General features: G+C 53.1%; 7 protein-coding genes. 6 read left to right on the forward strand and 1 reads right to left on the reverse strand.

Going from position 1 to position 20571, the window contains the following annotated elements:
- Positions 1-462: 462 nt before the first annotated feature.
- Positions 463-1782 carry a hypothetical protein gene (locus NBH15_RS07020; protein ID WP_128133733.1) on the forward strand — a complete coding sequence of 440 codons (1320 nt, stop codon included), beginning with the start codon at positions 463-465 and terminating at the stop codon, positions 1780-1782.
- Between the two features lie 338 nt (positions 1783-2120).
- Positions 2121-2876, forward strand: a complete 756-nt coding sequence (locus tag NBH15_RS07025; RefSeq protein ID WP_250822283.1) for a DNA-binding domain-containing protein — start codon at positions 2121-2123, stop codon at positions 2874-2876.
- Here the strand turns inward: NBH15_RS07025 and NBH15_RS07030 are convergent.
- Complete coding sequence (locus NBH15_RS07030; RefSeq protein WP_250822284.1) at positions 2799-3026, reverse strand: hypothetical protein; 228 nt, start codon at positions 3024-3026, stop codon at positions 2799-2801. The two genes, NBH15_RS07025 and NBH15_RS07030, sit on opposite strands and share 78 nt — an antisense overlap.
- A gap of 249 nt (positions 3027-3275) precedes the next feature.
- On the opposite strand from NBH15_RS07030, the gene NBH15_RS07035 reads away from it, so the two are divergent.
- The 4 genes from NBH15_RS07035 (at position 3276) to NBH15_RS07050 (ending at position 20433) form a co-directional block, all read left to right on the forward strand.
- Positions 3276-3557, forward strand: a complete 282-nt coding sequence (locus NBH15_RS07035; protein ID WP_250822285.1) for an HU family DNA-binding protein — start codon at positions 3276-3278, stop codon at positions 3555-3557.
- A gap of 98 nt (positions 3558-3655) precedes the next feature.
- The gene (locus NBH15_RS07040) at positions 3656-12106 is read left to right on the forward strand and encodes a carbohydrate-binding domain-containing protein (RefSeq protein WP_250822286.1); all 8451 of its coding nucleotides are present in this window, start codon (positions 3656-3658) and stop codon (positions 12104-12106) included.
- 14 nt (positions 12107-12120) lie between these two features.
- Positions 12121-16218: a hypothetical protein gene (locus tag NBH15_RS07045; protein WP_250822287.1), complete on the forward strand. Its 4098-nt coding sequence runs from the start codon at positions 12121-12123 to the stop codon at positions 16216-16218.
- A gap of 21 nt (positions 16219-16239) precedes the next feature.
- Complete coding sequence (locus tag NBH15_RS07050; RefSeq protein WP_250822288.1) at positions 16240-20433, forward strand: InlB B-repeat-containing protein; 4194 nt, start codon at positions 16240-16242, stop codon at positions 20431-20433.
- Positions 20434-20571: the final 138 nt, after the last annotated feature.

Here is a 20571-nt window from a genome sequence, read left to right on the forward strand (position 1 = left end):
CCATATCAGATCGCCTGTTTCTATTATCAAGTATTTCTACCTTTTCCGCCCGTTCAGATTATCCAGCAAAAACTTTCCGGGTTTAAACTTGACACTCACACGGGGAGCGATGAGGTAGGAAGTGCCGTAGATAAAGTTGTGCCATAATTTACCTGATTGAAAATGATACTTTCACAAAGGTAGAGAAATATTCTTAATAATATACCTTTTCACCGAATCCGGGATACAAGCACTGTCATCCCTATACATTATATATGTAGCAAGTTCTCCGGGCCAGGTCGCCAGCTATATTTTCCCTACCAATACCTACTATTTCTGCGGTATAAGATTATGCCGGTTATTAGCTAAATAATGTCATTTGCAAACAATACCTGTCGTTTGTGGAAATAAATTGCATAATCATTTCGTAATCTTTAGCTTTAGGCAATTATAGAATCTTCGAATCTTATACCAACTGTTCTTATGAAAGAAAGTAAGCAAGATAGAATATCTGCCGCCAGAACGATCTGTCCGAATCTGGGAGGTGCAGTGCGTTTTCCAGATGCTCGTTCTCAGGTCGTAGCGCAAGCAAAACTAACTGCTTTGATTCGACAAACAGGCCATCCCTCTGTTATCCAGCGGCAAATCGGACTGTATGGCAACGTTGGAGATATTGTTATTACAATGTATGGAGAGGTATGGCGGATTGTAGCTGTCAACCCCGAGACTTATACGATCGAATATGCCGGAACAAGAGCCCGCATGATAACGAGGCAGAATGTCTCTCCTGATGATGAACGATATAGATTGGCTGGTGCCGAAACAAGCTCATCCGACCAATCTGATTCCGAAACGAGCTCATCTGACCATTCTGATTTATCCGAAGCCTATCAATCAGACGATATAAGTGAACCAAGCAGTGGTGAATCGGATGATATATATAGGCCTACTACCGGTGAAACGATTCATACGAAGATCCATACTCCTCATTCTGCCGAGCATCGCAGTGCAATAGCAATCCGTGATATGCGTGCAGGAAGAGAACTCACCTATCCGCAGCCTTTTCTGACGCAAATAGGATCGGGCATGTTTGAATTTTCTCCTACTACCTGGCGAAAAGACTTTGGCGTGTATCCCGTAACCAGAAATGAGGACGAGGAAGCACGGCAAAGAGAGGGGAATGCTAAAACCTATCGTCAGTTAGCAGCCTTAGTGGAAGCAGATCGTAAAAGAATCGGAGCAACGGAATCTCAACTCAAGGAATGCTTAAACGCTATTTTGCGGAGTAACACCGGAGTCTCTTTAGAAGATATGCGAGCACTATATCCTTTCCTGGATGAGGAAACTTTGGCACATTTGTCGGAGTTGGCGGCAATTTTAAGATTGGACCAGGCGAGAGCACATCAGGCGAGAGGCGTGATCGATGCCGAAGTCTTTCAAAAAGGAGCATCTTTTACCGCAACTTTTGGAAGTGGCACTTCAGCCGCTCCTGCCTATAGAGGTGCCAGATCGGCGACTGTACATAAAGGTCAGGGTGGCGTACAATCACTTAGACAGGCTGATGATACTGAATTCGCCAGTACTGAATCCCCGACTAGATATAGGATAGACACATTGACCGATGAAGAACTTATTAGTTTTATAGATAAAGCCGTTGATCAAAAGGCTACTTGGGCAATAAATCTGTCACGTATGGCCGAGGAAGGAGGAAGTGCTGTTGCATTAGAATACTTACGTCAAACAACCAGCCGTATCAGTGTTATGCCGAATGGCCGTATTTTTATTCATTTACGAGGTGGCTGATCTTTTTACTGGAGATCAGCATATAGTTATTAAAATGACAAAATAAAGCTGGTGATAAATAATTAGGATAAAATTTTAAATATACCTGATTCTCAAAATGACTAGAAAAAACGATCGTTTTTATTTGTCAGCAAAACTAGGACTTTTTTTAATACCGACCAAACTTTTCACTATTTATTAATGCTTAATAATCAAGTTCTTTTGAGGAAAACACAAAAAAGGTGATGCTCCCGTGAAAATGACTAGAAAAAACGATCGTTTTTTTTAGTCATTTTTATTTTGACAAAACGGTCGAATATTAACCGGAGATCTAACAAAACTCCACAATCCGCACTAGTATGCAAAACAAATTAAGAGGATGGCTGGCAGATAACAGCTTAACGGCAGATCCGAAAGATCGGATCCTGGTACTCGAATCCGCAGGCAACGCAGGGCTCGATGATATCTATAAAGAGATGCGTGAAGAAGATACCGGGCTGCGACAAGAAACTCTCGTACATGTAGTTACACTCTATGAACGCATAGTGGCACGCTTCCTGATGAATGGCTTTAGCGTCAACACCGGATTGTTCCATGCAATACCCCGTTTTACGGGAATTATCGAAAAAGGCCTTTGGAACCCCGAAAAGAACGGCATCTACATCTCTTTTATCCAGGATAAAGTAATTCGCGAAGAGATCGCAAAGACAGAAATCGTCATAGAAGGCGAAAAAGCCGACGTGATGTATATCACTGGTGTGGAAGATCGCAGTAACAATATGACCGACGGCAGCATGACACCCGGTCGCAACTTCGCCGTTTTCGGCGCTTATCTCCGCATAGTGGGCGACAACGAAGCGGTGGGGATCAGTTTCCGCAATACGACTACCGACGAGGTGGTGAAAGTCGGCAGCGACATGTTCAGTACGAACGATCCCGGGACGTTGATCTTTATTGTCCCTACCAGCCTGGTCGACGGTACGTACGAACTCACCATCACCAACCAATATATGAAAGGTAAGAACGCCCTGCGTAAATCACCCCGTTCCGTCTCGACCACCGTGTTTGTCGGCGATGGCGGCGGTGGAGGTGGCGACCGCCTCGAAATAGAATAAAAACACCGTTGCTTTCGCGGCACCGGGAACCCCGGCGTTCCCCTTGCAGGAACCGAGGCGTTCCCTATGCCGCGAACGGACGGTTGCTTTGACGGGAACCAGTACGGTTGCACCACCCGGAACCAATGCGGTTGCACAAGTGGGAACCATAGAAAAAATTGAGCTATCTGCAAATTATAGGATGAGCCAATTAGTGACGGTGCCTTCAGGCTGTAGGCCTGTAACAAACTAGCCCAGGGTTCTAACCCTGGGTTCCCTTGAATTTTTCTCTTTCTGAGGCACCCTGTAGGGGTGCGACAAGACGAAAAGGGTTGATATTTAGCTTGTCCCGCCCTTACCAACGACGCTACATTCAAATATGATAAATACAGAATCAATAACAATAATATAATCATCAAAATGAACAAACAAGAACTCATCCGACAACTGGCCGGCGAAACAGGACTCCATGAGCGGCAGGTGCGCATGACGCTCGACTGCCTGATTCAAAAGACAATGGAGGCGTTAGCAAACGACCAATCATTGGTATTACAAAATTTCGGCACCTTCCGGTCTGTATGGCAGACCGAACGCCCCGGACGCAATCCGAAAACAGGCGAGCCGAAGACGATCCCTTCCCGCTACACCGTGAAATTTCGGCCGGGAAATGCTTTTCTCAAAGCACTCAACGACAATAAGTAATTAAGTATAGGGATAGATTATTTTAAGACTCCGGTAAGCAGGGGACGATTTATGTGTTTGCCTCCGGACGGGGCTGAATTTATAAAGACATGGGTATTATGCAAACGAAGAATAGAAATAGAGGTGATAAGCAGCAGAGGTTCTTGTTGCTTTTTTTGTTTTATATAAGGCAGGTGTTTTATGCTATAGGAAGGAAAGCCGCGACATGTTTATCTATCCGGCAACAGGTAATCTCAAAGCAACTGGTCGCTTTTCTTTTTATATCGGTGTTGGCTTTTGTTAATCTAGCTGCGGTAGAGGCAAGGACGGTTACTATCGATTTGGATCAGTTGAGAACAGGTAACCCGTCTGATGGATGGGTGTTGAGTAATGAAGTCGAAATCTGGTTGCAAGATGATGTACCGGAGGTGGATACCTATATAATAAAGGGAAGTGCGACAGGTTATAGTTTAACTATAAGAGCCAAAGGTAAAAAATGTATTTTTCAGGGTAATGTCACTTTAACTGAAATTGTAGTAGAAAGTAGCGATTTTACTTTTGTTGTTCAAAATAAGTTGACGGTTGGTAATATTCCGGATTGTAAAGGTATATATATTAGTAGGGCGTCCAAACTAACCATTGAAGGTCCCGGAATATTAGATGTTACTGCTACTGGAAAGTGCCGACCTGGCATAGGTGGTGGTATAGGCAATTACCCTAATGAAGCGACTAGTTATGGTACCTTAATTATAAAATCCGGAACGGTGAATGCTACCGGTGGCCCTTATGGTGCCGGTATTGGTGGCGGGGGAGATTCTTTCAAAGGTTTTATAGTGGGGGATGCTAGGCAGAATGCAGCAGACGGTGGAACCGTCATAATACAAGGTGGTATTGTGAATGCTGTAGGAAAGAACGGTGCAGCAGGGATAGGCGGTGGATACAGCAAAAATTCTAGAGGCGGTGGAGGTGGTAAAATCACCATTTCCGGCGGAACAGTCAATGCGACTGCAGAGGAGGGAGGTGCCGCAATCGGCGGAGGAGCCAGTGGCGTTTCGACTTCCAAGCAAATGTATGGTGGTCAGGTCGGTATTTATCGTCAAACAGGAGGCACTGTCAATGTTCAATCGGTGGATGGGGCTGGTATCGGAGCGGCCAGTTATACAAAATCAAGTATAGATGATGACAAAACCCTCGAGATAACAGGAGGCCGGGTAACAGCTACTGTTTCCGGAGGTGGAGCCGGTATCGGTAATGGAGTCGGGAGCTCCTTATCTCCGGATGTCTATTTGTCAAAAAGAGCTGATATGACTCTCGTTACGGCAGAAATTGTATGTAATACGAATAGTGGTACCGGTATCGGCGGAGGTGAAAATGCTTCTAGTCCTGCTGTTTATATTAATGCGAAGTCAGTTACTGCTACCTCTAAAACCGGAGCCGGTATTGGAAACGGCAAAGGAGGAGAATATAACGGGGAAATATATATTTATGGGGGCGATATAAAAGCATATTCAACCGATGGCCAGGGGATTGGAAAGGGCTTGAATTCCATTGGTAACATACATAATATAGTATTGGGAGATACAGATTTGGCACGAGGAATATTACAGGCAGATATCCATTCGGTAAATAATTATGCGCTGTCTAAATTTACTTGCTATAGCGGAACCATAAAGATTAAATCGGATACAAAAGATCCCTCTGTGGATCCATCTTATACTACATCAAGTATCTCCGGAGGCTCCGTCTATTTGCCAAAACCTCCGGCAACTGTTAATGTCGATAATGTGGCACTCAATATGTATCAGGTAAAAGTCCGGGCCTCCGGACTATCGAATAATAAGGATTATGTGTGTTCTTATCTTATTAAAAAGCAGAATCCCAACTTTCGGAAGAAAACCTTCTATGCCCGTCCTATTAACGGTTATTTTTATTTCTGGTTGGAAGAAAGCAGTGAAGCGTGCGATATAACGATTGACGGTAAATCTGTTTATCTGGGTGAGGTAAAAGCCAATAATAACAATCTCGCCCCGACGGTTGTCGAGAATGTGACAGGTGGAGGCAGGCTCTGTTACTCCTCTTTGAAAGGAGCGCTCGATGCTTCGAAGGAGCACGATAATCTGAAAATGACGTACGATTACATGCTTCCTGCAAGCGAAAATGCCGTATCGACGAAATCTGTCGCTTTCGATATGAACGGTTATACCCTTTCCAACGGGGGAGATGCAAGTGTAAAGATTAACAGCGGATTGTTTACCTTATCAAATTCGAAAGGATATACTACATCTACTTTTCATCCGCTTATTGAGATGCAGGGCGGCTATCTGAAAAAGACAGAAACAAGCGGCGGCGGAACATTGAACTTGCCAGATATAACATTGAAGGAAGCAGGGGATGCGAGTGCTATCCCTGTCTATTGGTGTAATTTGAATAATGGTAGTTTCGGAACAGCCGCCGGTTTCAAACAGGGAGATCGGGATTTGGTAAAAGACCAACGCGTTTTCGGTGATAATTATCCCTATTATTTTTGGCTGGGTAAAGAAAAAGAGGCCGGTGTGTTTTCAATGAATGCAACTCCGGGTGGCGGAACGAAAAAATACTATTATGCTGATAACCTTGCCACTCCGGCACATAACCTGACCTTGTCGCTCACCTCTTATAAGGCCCTGATAGAAAACACATCTACAGGTAATCCGGGTTATTATAAAAATCTTGCCGACGCTTTTGCCCAGGCTGTTGACGGGGAGACGGTCAAGCTGATCGACAACTACACAGCCTCCAGCGAAATGATCCGTCTGCCGGAAGGCTCCAAAAACATGACGCTCGATCTGCAAAGTTATTCGCTCAGCGGCGATAAAACATTGGATGCAGGCAACCATTGGCTGACCGTGGCAGGAAGTGGCAAACTACAAGGAAACACAACGTTAGCAGGGTTGGTCTATACCGAACTCGATGCCGGTAATCTGGAAACGATAAAGATGAACGGCATGCAGGTTTATCGCACATTCGTTACGAACCTGCCTGTTCAAAATAGCGGAAAGCTCACTTATCAACCGGCGAGCGGGCAGACTATCTTTTCTGCCGGAACCAAGAACAGTAAAGCGGAAGCCTGCCTCTGGCTGCCTGCCGGGCAGCAATCGGTCGTCTTGTCAGACGTACTGCCCACTACTACCGAACAGTTTGCCGAGGTATCGCTCTCGGTGGCGGCCAACCATTCCAATACGGTAGCCGCTTCGCCTTTGCTGAATATCAGCGGCGGGACAATCACGGTTACGCCTACCGCATCGGGGAGTGCCAACGTGACCTACGGATCGAAAAGCTACGTCTCTTCTTTCTCCGGCACCAGCGCCTCCAAGCGCATCGGCATCTACGGGAGCGTCGACCGTGACAGCGGCAAAGACCACCGACTGCTGATTGCTTCGGGCAGCGAAACAACCTACCTGAGCCTGCGCGGCATCCGTGTGCAAACCGCATCCGATAAACCGGCACTCGAAGTAAATGCCCCGGCGGACATCGAACTGGTGGGTGATAACCGGCTGAAAGGCAGCTATAGCGGTTCGACTACTTCGCCCGCCGTACAGGTAAAAAGCGGAGGGAGCCTGATCTGGCAAAACTGTACCGACGGTAACGGGCGGTTGTATGCCGACGGCGGTGCTATCGGAGCGAATGCCAGTCCGGCGATACAGGTCGAAGCCTCCGCTACGATGGCAGTTTCGGGCGCTACGCTGGTGGCGCGCCACGGTAACGGCAAGGCGGCGGATGCCATCGAAGGCGGCACGCAAAAGATTCTGGCAGGCAGTGTCGACGCTCTCTATAAAGACGGGGCGCGTCCGGTGAATAAAAGTAATAATGAAGTATATAAAGTCTCCGTCACTACCGGCCTGACGCCCGACCAGCCTTATACTTGTACCTATAAAGACTGCAACCCCAGCCCGTTTATGGCGATGCCCGATGCGGCAGGCAAAATCTACTGCTGGCAGCCCGAGCAGGAACTCAGTGCCGAAAAGACCAAGGTCGTGCTGACTCATCCCGTTAGTTTCGAGAAGACGGAGATCGAAGTGGTACAGGTGGAACAGAACGACGATAATGTCGCGCCGATCGTACTCCGCATGACCGATGCCGACGTCAAACGGCAGTCGTTCGGTAACCTTCGGGATGCCTTCGACGCAATGGAGGCAGGTACGGAGGGAGCCGTCAACACCTATTCGCTGCAATTGCTGACCCGTATTGCCAACCTGCGCACCGAACAGGCCGTTCCCGCCTATACCAGCGTGACGCTCGATCTGGGTAGCTTCGAGATCGCTGCCCAGAACGGTTCGGACGTCTCTTTCGACGCTTCCGCCAACGGCGCTTACCTGAATATCACCGGCAAGGGAAATATCAAGAACACCTTCCGCATTAAAGGCGACGTGTTTATCACCGGCGTAGTGCCCCTGACTGATGCCGTGGTCGAACTGGGCGGCAAGGCGGTGTTCCGCACCCTGGTGAAAGACCTGCCTGCCGCCGCCGGCAACAGCTATGCCTACAGCTACGGCGAGCAGCAGAATGTACCGTTCTACCTCCACGACGCACAAGCCTGTCTCTGGCTGCCCGACTACGGACGCAGCGAGGAGTTGCGCTTTACCGTCAGCGGCACGGGCGGATCGAGTACCGAATATACGGCGGGCAATATCACCACCGTGACGCAGCGTACCGAAGCTATTCCCGCCACTCCGGTCGGTGTGGTGGCACGTGTCGTCTACCGCAACGGTGCGATGAACCAGGCTTTCAACACACTACAGGAAGCCTTCCGGGCAGCCGCTACGGCCTGGACGTCGGTATCGGCATCGCTTCCGGCGGAAACCACGATGACCGACAAGCTGAAACTGGTGAATGTGCAGCTGCTGACCGGCGTAACCGTATCGGGTACGCTGAAAGCGGAGGGTTGGTTCACCCTGAACCTGAACGGCAAGAACCTGACATCGGCCTCGGGTGCTAAGCTACAAGTTACTAACGGAGCGCATCTGGCAGTGGCCGATGTCACGACCGGCATCAAAGGCAATATGGCTGTCGATATCGATCTGGCAGGCAGCGCACGCCTGTTTGTGCCCGGCGCGGTTCGCCTGGAAGGGAATGTGACAAAAGGCGGCGTGGCCGATGTGTTCTACTGGCGTACGCTGGTGAATATGAATTACCAGTCGTCTACCATTGACAAGGTGACGTTCGACGCGGTGGAATATCCCGTGATCGACCGCGAGGTATGCCTCTGGCTGCCAGCGAGCACCGACGATACGAAGGTCTATTCGTTCGGCGTCGGCGACAAGACCGAGCAGGTGAGCGGCTACCAGGTTTCGGCAGGCAAGCACGACAACGACATGACAATAGGCGGCAACAACAACGTCGCCCGTATCGGCACGCAGGAGCATGCCACCCTGAAAGCCGCCTTCGATGCCGCAACGATGGGGCAGACCGTCGAACTGATGAAGACAACTTCGCTGGAGGCGGATTATTCGCTTTCCGGCAAAAGCATCGTCTTCGAACTGGGCAAATACGAACTGACCGGCAGCCATCCGCTGACGGTGGCATCGGGTGCCTCGCTGGTGATAAAGAGCAAGAGCGGAAGCGGAAAGATCGGAAGTCCGTTGTCGGCACAGGCAGGCGGCACATTATATATCGGCCAGGATATACCGGGCGATGCGATCGGCACGGTCAGCGAAGGCGGCAATCCGCGTTACCGTTTGCTGGTGACTAACCTGCCGGCGAATATCCCTTCGGGCACGCATAGCTTCACCTTTGCCGAAATAGGCAGCGACGGCAACCCGACAGGTGCTCAGCAGGCAGGCTCCTTCGTGGTGCGCGAAAACGTAGGCTGCCTCTGGCTGGAAGAGCAAGTGGCGCGACGCCTGACAATGACGGTGGGAGGTACCGATTACCCGACCGACAATGTGACGGTCAACGCCGATCACTTTAATATCGAGACTTACGGAGTCAGCGACGTGGCTCAGATACGCAACGGAAAGAAATACCGCGACCTGGCGGCTGCCTTTGCCGACGCATCGGGCAAGACGATCGTCCTGTTGAAGAATGCCGCCCTCAAACAGAATGTGGAGGTGAACGGCTCTGTCGTGCTCGAAACGGGCAGCTACACGGTTACTTCGCAGGATGTGGGTAGCCTGAAAGCGGTTATCAGCGTGCCGGAAGCTGCAAACCTGCAAATAACCGGCAAGGGGACCATCGGCTCCAACTTTACCATTGATAAAGCCGGGCGGACGGATGTGAACAGCAACGGAAATCTCCAGGCAGACCGCACGGTGTCGCTGACGGGGACTGTCAGTCTGAACGATAAACAATTGCAACGTGTCAGCGTCGAAGGCTTGCCTGCCGCCGTGAAAGCGACCTACGAATATAACGGGCAGGAGGGCGAAGCCACTACCTCGTCCGACGGTTCGCTTTGTCTCTGGATGGAGGTACAAAAGAGTTCGCCTTCCAACTTCTTCGTGGAGGCGTCGGGCACGACCTATATGGCGACTTCGGTGCTCGTCATGGCTACCCATGTGAACCCCGTAACCGTTACCCCCGTGACAGCCGTTGCCGCCATTGGCGACAAGACATACGACACGTTGGCCGATGCCTTCGACGAGTTGGCGGACGGAGCCATGGTGAACCTGCGCAAATCGCAGGCGGAACTGACTGGCGCACACCGCTTGCCGGATGCTCTGACGGGATCGGCAACACTCGACCTGGCAGGCAACGTGATTACCGCCGTCAATGCCTCGTTCGATGCCAACAACGGCAGGCTGGTCATGATGAACGGTGTGCTGGGCGGAACGGTAGCCCTCACCCAAAACGTCTATGCCGAAGGGTCGGTGATCATGAACAATGCGCAGGTCAGCCTCGACGGCAAGACGGTCTGGCGCACCTTCCTGACGCTCCCCGACGGGACGACGGCGTTTACCTTTAAGCTAGGCGACGGCACAGCCGTCTCTTCCGATAATATCCGCCAGGCGGACGGCCATCCGGTAGCCTGCCTCTGGCTGCCTTCTTCTAATGTGGCACGTACGTTGACGGTGACTGCTGGCGATGTGGAATATGCCCTCAACAATGTGGTGGTCGCCTCTACCCACGGCAACGAACTGGATGTGACCGCTGGCAACGATCCGGTAGCCGAAGTCGACACGAAAACCTTTGCCTCGCTGGCCTCGGCGCTTGCCTCTGTGGCAGAAGGCGGAACGGTGACATTGAAAAAGAACCTCTCCCTCTCTTCCGTGCAGGATATAAAGAAGAACCTGACACTCAACCTGGGCGGCCTGAGCTTTACCTCGGGCAACAGTGGTTTCAATGTAGACGCCGGCAAGACGCTTAAGATCGTTGGCGGCATGCTGCTCGGTACCTTGCGCCTGCAAGGGGAGGGTACGGTTAGCGCAGGCAGCGACGTGAAGATTGCTGGCATTGTGCTGAACAAGGAGAATAAGGAAGTCTACCGTACCCTGATCAAACGGGGACCGTCAGACGCCGGCCTGCCGGGTTGTTACTGGCTGGAGGCTACCGGTGCCGATTACGACCTGACGCTGCCGACCGTTGTCGTTCCGGGCGAGACCTGGGAAACGACCGTGCCCGGCACATTGGGAAATCATCATACAACGCTGACGGCTTACAAACGGATCGAAATCGCTTCGGGCACGCAGTCCTGGAACGAGAGCTATCAACAAACGAATCTGGTGCTGGCATCCGGTGCCGTGCTGGACTTAAAGGGGGTTACCGGAACCTTCTCTCTGCACCGCCTGACCCTTCATGATGGAGCAAAAGTGACTACGGCCAATAGCGGTCTGGTGGTCGCAGAGGAAGGTATCCGCTATATCCGCACGTTTACCGGTACCGACCGGTGGGAGTCTGTTGCCTTGCCGTTCACTGCCGACCGGATCATGACCGAAGAGGCGGATGCCGACGCTCCCGGCGGCAAGCGAATCACTCCGCTGCTTCCTGCCACCGGAACGGGTACGGCGGGTAACTTCTGGCTCAAGACGATGAATGCAGGCGGTACGTTGCAAAACGTCAGCACGACAGAGATGACGGCAAACGTTTCTTACCTGATGGCGATACCGTCGCAGTTGCAGGACAAAGCGATCATGTTTGTCTCCGGTCCGAATCAGCTGCTGCGCCGCGACAAGGTGACGGCGGTGAAGCCGGCAAGCGGTTTTGCTTCCTATGCCAACGGCACGCTCGACGAACTGACCGTGAACGAATATTGCTACGTGCTGAACGATGCCGGCGATGCCTATGAGCGGAAGACGACGGCTGTGATATTGCCGTTCCGCGGTTATCTGCTGGCGGATGCGAACACAACGACCATCAAGCCGCAGCTGCGCATCGGAGTGATAACGGATGCCGTGGTTCCGGCCACGCAGGAGCAGCTACGTATCCATACCCTTCCCGGCCGTGTGGTGATCGAGTCGCTGCGCGAGGAACAGATCCGTATCTATACGTTCGACGGACGTCTGCTGCGTGCCCTGCGCATCCCGGCAGGCTATACGGAGATCGGCTTGCCGCGCGGGCTGTATATTATCAATCGTCAGAAGATCATCATCAACCAATAATACACATATATATAATGTATAAGAAAATAACCAGATTACTAGCAATACCCGTCCTGCTTGCAGCCACGCTGCATCCTTGCCGGGCGCAGTGGGTCGACCCGGGCGACAGCCCCGACCTGAAATGGGACGTGGCGCAGTTGAACGGCGGCACGTCCTACAACACCCTGCCGGAAGCCTTCCAAAACGTATCGGCCGACGGCGCGACGATCCGGTTGCTGATCGGCGTCACCCTCGACGGGAAAGCACCGCTTGCCGTCTCTTACCGCACGACCCTCGACCTGAACGCGCTGCCCCTGGTCTGCGCCTCCGGTACCGGTTTCACCCTGGCGGACGGCAAGTCGCTGACGCTGGAAAATGGCACGGTCTCGGGTTCCTTCTCCCTCTCCGGCAGCGGACAGTTGTTTGCCGGAGCCGATGTGAAGATTCCGGGGTTGGGAGTCACCGAGACGCTCCCGGGCACGACCGATCCCCGCAACCTCTACCGTATCCTGGTCACCCTGCCGGGCGGCGAATCGGCAGGGGCGATTTCGGGTGTCGCCTATGGACAGACCACCGTCACCCGGTATGCCCGCAGCGGTAACCGACTCTGTTGCTGGCTTCCTCAGAGTGTAGCGGCGCTGGCTGTCACTTTCAGTTATACGCCCACGGGCGGACAGCCGCAACTCTACACCACCGCCCCGCTTATCGTCACGCAGCATGCCGAAAATGCCGTGCCCGTGGAGAAGAAAGAGGGAACGGCCGGTATCCATGTGGCAGAAGTAGCCGGCAGCGGAGGAAGCAGCCAGTCGTATACCACGCTGGCAGAAGCCTTTACCGCCGTGAAAGACGAATCGACAACAGAAGCAAGGACGATCGGCCTGCTGGTAAACACGACGCTGAGTGAACAGGTGGAAATAGCTTCCCCTATCGTGCTCGACCTGCATAACTTTAGCCTGACGACCTCCGGCAATGCCGGTTTCACACTTCCGGCAGGTGCGGCGGGTAACGGTGCTCTACATATAAAGAACGGGCAGATAGGCGGGAGCTTCTCCCTGGTACCCGGTTTTATTGCGGACCGGACGGTTACACTATCGGCTGCGGTTATGTTAAATGGCAGGCAGGTCTATCGCGTCCGGCTGCTCCTGCCGGATGACAGTGCGGGCGAGACGCTTTCTTTCTCCTACGGGAATGTGAATAACGGTACGGTCGCCGCTCCCGTTACGGAAGACGGCCATCCGGTTGCTTATCTTTGGCTACAGGCTCGTGCGGCAACCTCTTTCTCCCTGACAATCGGCGATAAGACGTTGACAAAAGAGGGCATCTCCGTACAGGCAAACCATGACAATACCGCCGACCTGCGCCACGGGGATACCGAGGCTGTGCTCTATGCCGCCGGAGAAACACCGGGTACGGATGACGGTACGGCTTACGGCAGTTTCCATGATGCCCTGAATGCTGCGGGACAGAGCGACGGTAGCCAGCTCTGGTTACAACGTGACGTTTATTTCAGTGGCGTCACCCCGCACGGCCATCCGATCGAGGCAAACGTACTGACGGAGCTTCACCTGGACGGCCATACCCTGACGGCTACCAACTGCACACTCGACGCTTCCGCTCCGGGCGCCTGCCTCCGTATCTGCGATGCCGACCGTGGGACGGGACGTATTACGGGCACCTTCCGTATCAAGGGGGATGTCTATATCGGAAAGGATATCATCGGCGGCAATATCGGTGTGGTGCTGAAAGGGGGAGATGCCACCGATACGCAACTCTACCGTGTACTGGTGCAGATAGATGAACCCGGCGCCCTGCCGGACGGCTTTGCCGACTGGCGGCAGGGAAGCCTTGCGGGGCAGACCTGTTACGTAAAAGACAAACTGGCCTGTCTCTGGCTGCCGGTAGGGATGGCTCCCGAAACGCTGACATTGGAAATAAACGGTATAAGCTATACCGCTACCGTGCAGGTTTCCGCCTCTCATTCCAATACGGTCACGGCCCGCAAACCGGCGGTAGTGGCTGCGATCGGAGCGAAGGAATATACCTCGCTGGCCGATGCCTTTGCCGATGCAGCAAACGGGAATACCATCCTGTTGAAACAGAGTACGGCGCTTAGCGTTCCGGTTACGGTTCCCGACCAAGTGAACCTGACAGTGGATTTGCAGGAGTTCACCCTCTCGATGCAGGCAGCGGCAGCCTTTACAACCTCCGGCAACGGACGCCTGTTGGTGGAGAGTTCGGATGGACGGGGTATCCTCTCCGGTAATTTCGCTGTGACGGAGCAGGTCTGCGTATCTTCTTCAGTGTCGCTTACAGGGATCGTGACGGCAGGCGGCCATACCGTTTACCGCACCTGTTTCTTCCTCCCGGCGGTTTCGGATGCGGGTAGCTGGGAGTATGGCGCACAAAACGGTACGCTCTTTTTCCCCGGCAAACAGAATACCGGTGGGCAGGCGGTGGCCTTCGGTTGGTTACAGACCGAGACGGGAGTGCACGACCTGGTTGTCCGGTTATCCGGTACCACGGCAATCTCGAAGACATTGACCGGCGTCATGATACAGGCCAATCATAACAATCGTTTCGATATGGAGGCGGGGACAAGCCTGGTACAGGTGGGGGCGCAGTATTATCCCTCTTTTGCCGCCGCCCTCGAACAGGTGGAGGCTGCCGGCAGCGGTACGATCCGGCTGATCGCCGACCAGGCGTTGCGGGGAATGCAGAATATAACCGGGGCCGTGGTAGTCGACCTGAACGGTCATGTGTTATCACTCGCCTCGGATGCCGCTTTCGATGTCGCAGGAGGGGCAACCTTGCGGGTGACCGACGAAATCGTTGCCTCCGACAAAGGATATCTATACGGTACGCTTTCGCTGAACGGGGCGGTCTATGTCGATCCGAAGGTGAAGCTGGGCGGCACGGTGATCCGCCGCGGTGAAGAGGTGTACCGCCTGACGGTGGATGGGTTGCCTGTCGATGCCGCCCTGGCTCCGGTCACTTATACCTATGCCGTTTCGGGCATGACCGGCCAGGCATTGTTGCTCGACGGTTCCGCCTGCCTCTGGCTGCCGGGCGAACGGGAGGAAGAAGACCTGTCGTTTACGGCAAAAGACGGTACTGTTCACGAAACGACCCTGTTCCCTTCGCTACCCGCTCATAATGCCCGCCAGCAGGCTTTCCGCCGGGTGGAAGTGGATACCGATGTAACCTGGGCGGATGCAGCAAACAAGGATTGCAACGTCGTAGTCGCGCCGGGTGTGAAACTGACGATCGCTACCTCCGGACAGCTGAAAACCCTCCACCGTGTCACGATGGGCAACGGCGCGGAGATCATCTGCAACGAACCGGTGCTGGCAACGGGCGGCATCATCCACACCCGCTCCTTTGCCGTTGCCAATCATTGGGAGGCTTTCTCCCTGCCTTACGCGCCGCGCCGCATCACAGCCGTGATCGACGGCAGCCTGACGGAACTTTCTCCTTACCTGGAGTCGGGTACGGGCGGCCATTTCTGGTTGCAGGCATTGGCGGACGACGGTTCGTTCAGTTATGTGGCGGAAGAAGTCTTGAAAGCGAATGCCGGATACATTATCGCTGTGCCGGACGGACTGACGACGACTGGCGGTGATGCCGGCCGGGCCGTCTCGTTCGTTTCGGCTGCCAACCAGTTCCTCAACCGCAAGGAGGTGACGGCGGTAGCTCCCGAAGAGAAAGGGTTTAAACAGTTTGCTACCGGCACGTTGCATGACTTGCCGCTTACCCGGCCTTTCTATCTGCTGAATACCGAAGGGACGGAATATATCCGGCAGGATGCTTCTGCCGATGCTCCGGTTTCAGTGCCGCCTTTCAGCAGCTACCTCCTGACCGACGATCGGACGCTGGCCGTCAATCCTACGCTTCGCATGGCGGGATTGCCTACAGCTACGGAAACGGTTGTCTCCCTGTCCGGCAATGATCTCCGGGTGTGGGGAGGCAGGGGATGCATACGGGTATCGGCTACTGAAGCGACCGACCTGGCGGTTTATACGTTCGGCGGACGATTGCAGTTGTGCGCCCGTATCCCGGCGGGGGAAAGCATTCTTACCTTGCCTGTCGGACTCTATATCGTGAACCGGCATAAAATATACGTCAATGAATACTAACAGATTAAGAGAGATAGCGTGATGAAACAATATATCCGACAACTTTTATTCCTCAGCCTGCTGTTGCTGTCGGCCGCAGCGGGAGCACAGGAGATCGTAGGTCCTGGCGGGCCGGACAGTCCTTCGACAGGCGACAAGACTATAACAGTCACCCAGGCAACCGGCGGGACGATCACGCCGGCAGGCAGTAACGGAGTGGTGACGGTGGCAGGCGGTACAAGTCCCGTTTTTACCATCCGTGCAAAAGAGGGGCATGTACTGGCTTCTGTGTCGGTGGACGGTGTTCCGCTGGTAATCGGCAAAGACCTGGCTTCTTATACTTATACATTTACAGCGATCGCGGAGAACCATACGCTGACTGCTTCGTTCGCTTCCACCCGCTTTACTCTGACAGCCGAAGCCGGCAACGGGGGAAGCATTACACCGACTTCGGCCCTGGTGGCGAAAGGGGGCAGCCAGACGTTTACGATCCATCCCGATGCAGGCTATGAGATCGAAGATGTCAAAGTGGACGGCGTTTCAGCTGGTGCCATGTCTTCCTATACCTGTACGGACGTAGCGAAAGACAGCCGTATCGTAGTCTCCTTCAAGTCCCTTGCCTATACCGTAAGCCTGGAGGAAATGCAGAACGGCAGCCTGAAGATCACAGATGGCGAAGGCAAAACAGTTGCAGACGGTGATAAAGTGCCATATGGAACCTTGCTGACCTTGCTACCCCAACCGGCGGAAGGGTTTGCCCTGGAAGAACTGACGGAGAATGGCAAGATGCTTGTCGGGACGGTCTTTGCAGTGAAGGGAAATGTTGCTTTTGGTGCAGTTTTCAGTAAAGCGGTCTATACGGTAACGATCAAAATTCCAGTGGTAAAAGGAGGTGCTCTGACAGTGAAGAATGGGCAGACGGTCCTGCTTTCCGGAACCCATCGAATTGAATATGGCACAGTGCTGACCTTGGAGAACCGACCGGAAACCGGCTACGACTTTAGCGGCTATGAAGTAGCCCCTGGCAATCTCCTGAACTCTGACAAGGTTACAGTTACAGGCAATGTTACAATCGGCGCTGTCTTTGCTCCGAAAATATATCCGGTAACAGTTACCGCTCCTGTTTCTACTGAAGGCAGTCTCTCCGTCATGAACGGACAGGAGGCAATCGTCGGTGAAATACAATTACCTTATGGCACACAATTAGCACTTTCCAATAAGCCGGCTGTCGGCAAGACCTTTGCTGCCTATACCGTTGAGCCGGCCTCGGCCCTGACCGGCAATATCGTAACAGTGACTACAGGAACGACTATCGGTGCCCGTTTTAAAGAGGCGGGAAAGGACGAAGAAGACATTGGATCGGACGGGGAGAAATTGTATAAGGTCACTTATTCCGCTCCACTGGTCGTAAGAAAGGACGAAAGCGTTGTCGGCAACGGAGAGATGGTAAAGGAGAATACCTTGCTGACCCTGGTGGCTGTCAACACGAATACGCAGAAGGTGGTCTCTCTGTCGGCTAACGGCAATCCGGTGGAGTTCCTCACGGACGGCGGCCTGAATACGGCTTTCTATAAGGTAACAGGTGCGGTCGCTTTTACTGTTAGTCTGGCCGACAATCGTTTCCCGGTACGTATCGAAACGCCTGACGGCGGAATATTGGCTGCTTCGGCAGGAGGGCAACCGGTTATCTCCGGCAACAGTTATTTGTATGGTACTGCCGTCCGTGTCACGGCAACGGCTACCGAAGGATATAAGCTGGTACGTATCATGGCGGGTAACCGGGATATCACCCTGTCGCAGCAGGTGATACTGACGGAAGACCAGGTACTGTCCGCCACCTTTGTCCGCCAGGGCGATATCGGGGCGGACCCTGATCCGGAGAACCCGGACCCGGACGCTCCTGCCGGCATCGACCTGACTCCCCAGCAGGTAGTCTATGACGGGCGGGTACAGTCTTTTCGCCTGGTAACTATGCCCGGAGGGATTGTAGATAAAGTTCAGGTCACCTACTTTCAGAATGCTAAGAAAGTGCAACCCATAGCCGCCGGACTGTACGACGTGCAACTGACACGCCCGGCCGACGACCGTTTTGCCGCTTTCGACCGGACGATACCGGGCGGACTGGAAATACAACGGGCACCTGTAACCATCGCCTCGGTTGATTATACGCAGGAGCAGCAGCTAGGCAGCTTGGTTCGTACCCTGGCTACCCTGGAAGGTGGAAAGGCCGAATACAAAGGAAAGGTTGTTGCCGGAACCTTCGCCTGGACCGATCCGTCGGCCACCGCTGGCAAACTGGCCGTTACTGTATCCGGTTATCAGGGCGTACGCTTCACGCCGGCCGATCCGGACAACTACCGGGAAGCGACAGCGCAGGTGCATATACAGGTCGGCGCTGCTCCGGCACCAGCTTACCGGATAACGGCACTGACGGAAGGTGAGGGGACAGTCGCTTTCTATAATGGCGATCTGGCTTGCGAGCCTGCGGAACCTTTCTATGAAGGGATGAGCCTGTCGCTACGGGCTGTACCGGCTTCGGGCTTCCGGTTCGAAGGTTTCCGGGTGGACGGTGTCTTGTATGACCTGAATCCCTACAACCTGACAGTTACGAAAGATCAGACGGTCACGGCTTGCTTTCAGCAGAAAGCCGATCCGGCTACCCCTTCGGCAGTGACGGTAACACTGACACCTCCCGCCTCCCTGACGTATGACGGCCGGGCGAAGCTGGTAGGTGTATCGTCTGTCCCTGCCCTGAACGGCTGGCAGGTGGAATACCGGAATGAAAAGGATGAGGCGGTGATACCTGTGGATGCCGGGACTTACCGGGTATTGGTGAGCCGTGAGGAAGATGAGGAATGGCTGGCTTTCGAAAAGACTTCGACGTTTACGGTAAGCAAGGTGGTGCCTGTTGTCACGGAGTTGCCGGTAGCCGGTGGTTTGCCTGCGGGTGCACCCCTGGCGGATTCGGAATTGACCGGTGGTATGGCTGCCGTTGCCGGTTTGGGGATGATTCCCGGTGTGTTCGAATGGGACGATCCGGAGATGATCATGGAGGCGGAAAAAGAACGGACAGTCCGCTTTGTCCCCTCCGACAAAGTCAATCTCTTTACAGTAACAACCCTGGTGACGGTTCCTTTGGTCGACCCTCCCGCACCGGTTCGTATCACTTATACCCAGCCTTCCGGAGGTACACTGACCGTCACCTGTGAAGCGGACGGAAAGCCGTTGCCGAGCGGAACCTTGGTCGTAGCCGGTACGGAGATACGCATTCAGGCAGTAGCTGTCGATTATTTTGCTTTGGAGAGCCTCTGTATTGGAACAGCCGACTTTACAGCCGATGCGATCAACGGAAACGGGACAGTCGTGCATGCCATGTATAGTTCCCGGGAGATCAGCGCCTCCTTCATCCGTACTTCTTATCCGCCCGATCCCGATATTCCGGACAACCCGGATGACCCGGACAATCCTGATAATCCCGACACTCCCGATAATCCGGATACTCCTGACGTTCCCGAGGTGCCTGATTATCCGGACCATACCATATGGGTACGTGCGACTGGCCTGGGATCTGTTTCTCCGGAGACAGGCAAAGTGAGTCACGGCAGCGATCTTTCGTTTGAGTTCACTCCGGGCTACGGACAGCAGTTGGTGGATGTGCGATTAAACGGAAACAGTGTCGGAGCGGTATCCCGTTACTCTTTAAAGAATATAAAGGAAGATGCAACGATAGAGGCCGTATTCAGTAATATCGGTATCCCAGTTTACACGTTGACCTCCCGGACAGTCGGGAAAGGCGGATTCGTTACTCCTGCCTGTGTACGGGTAGCGGAAGGCAGTAACCATCAGTTTATTGTGCATACGGAAGCAAAAGGAGCGTTGGAAAGTGTGCAGGTTGGAACGGGAAGTACCCTGAAGGCAATAGGGAAACCGTCTAGTTATATTTTCCGGAACGTGAAGGCAGACTCTGTGCTTGTCGCCACTTTCGGCGTTGCTACGGCTACGGAAACAATAGTAGCTGATAGTCCCGGAAAAATATGCACTGTCGGTAACAGCCTGCATGTATATCCGGCTTCCTCATCTTCTATTCTTACAGTCTATTCAATTTCCGGTCAATTGATCCGTCAGGAATCTTTATCCGGCAACACAGTGATCCGCACCTTACCGTCCGGTCTCTACATCGCCGAATTAAAAGACGGTAACCAGCTTGTCAGGCAGAAGATATGGATTGGTAAATGAAAATAGAGGAGCCAATATAAGAAAAAATTGAACTATCTCGTTCCCGTGTCGAGCACGGGGACAGGATAGTTCAAATTTGATAAATTCTGAACCAGCAGTTACCCCTCATTGTCCTATTGCCTCTTTGTTAAAATCACT

Origin of the sequence: Parabacteroides caeci, from assembly GCF_023656795.1 — a bacterium.
GTDB lineage: Bacteria > Bacteroidota > Bacteroidia > Bacteroidales > Tannerellaceae > Parabacteroides > Parabacteroides segnis.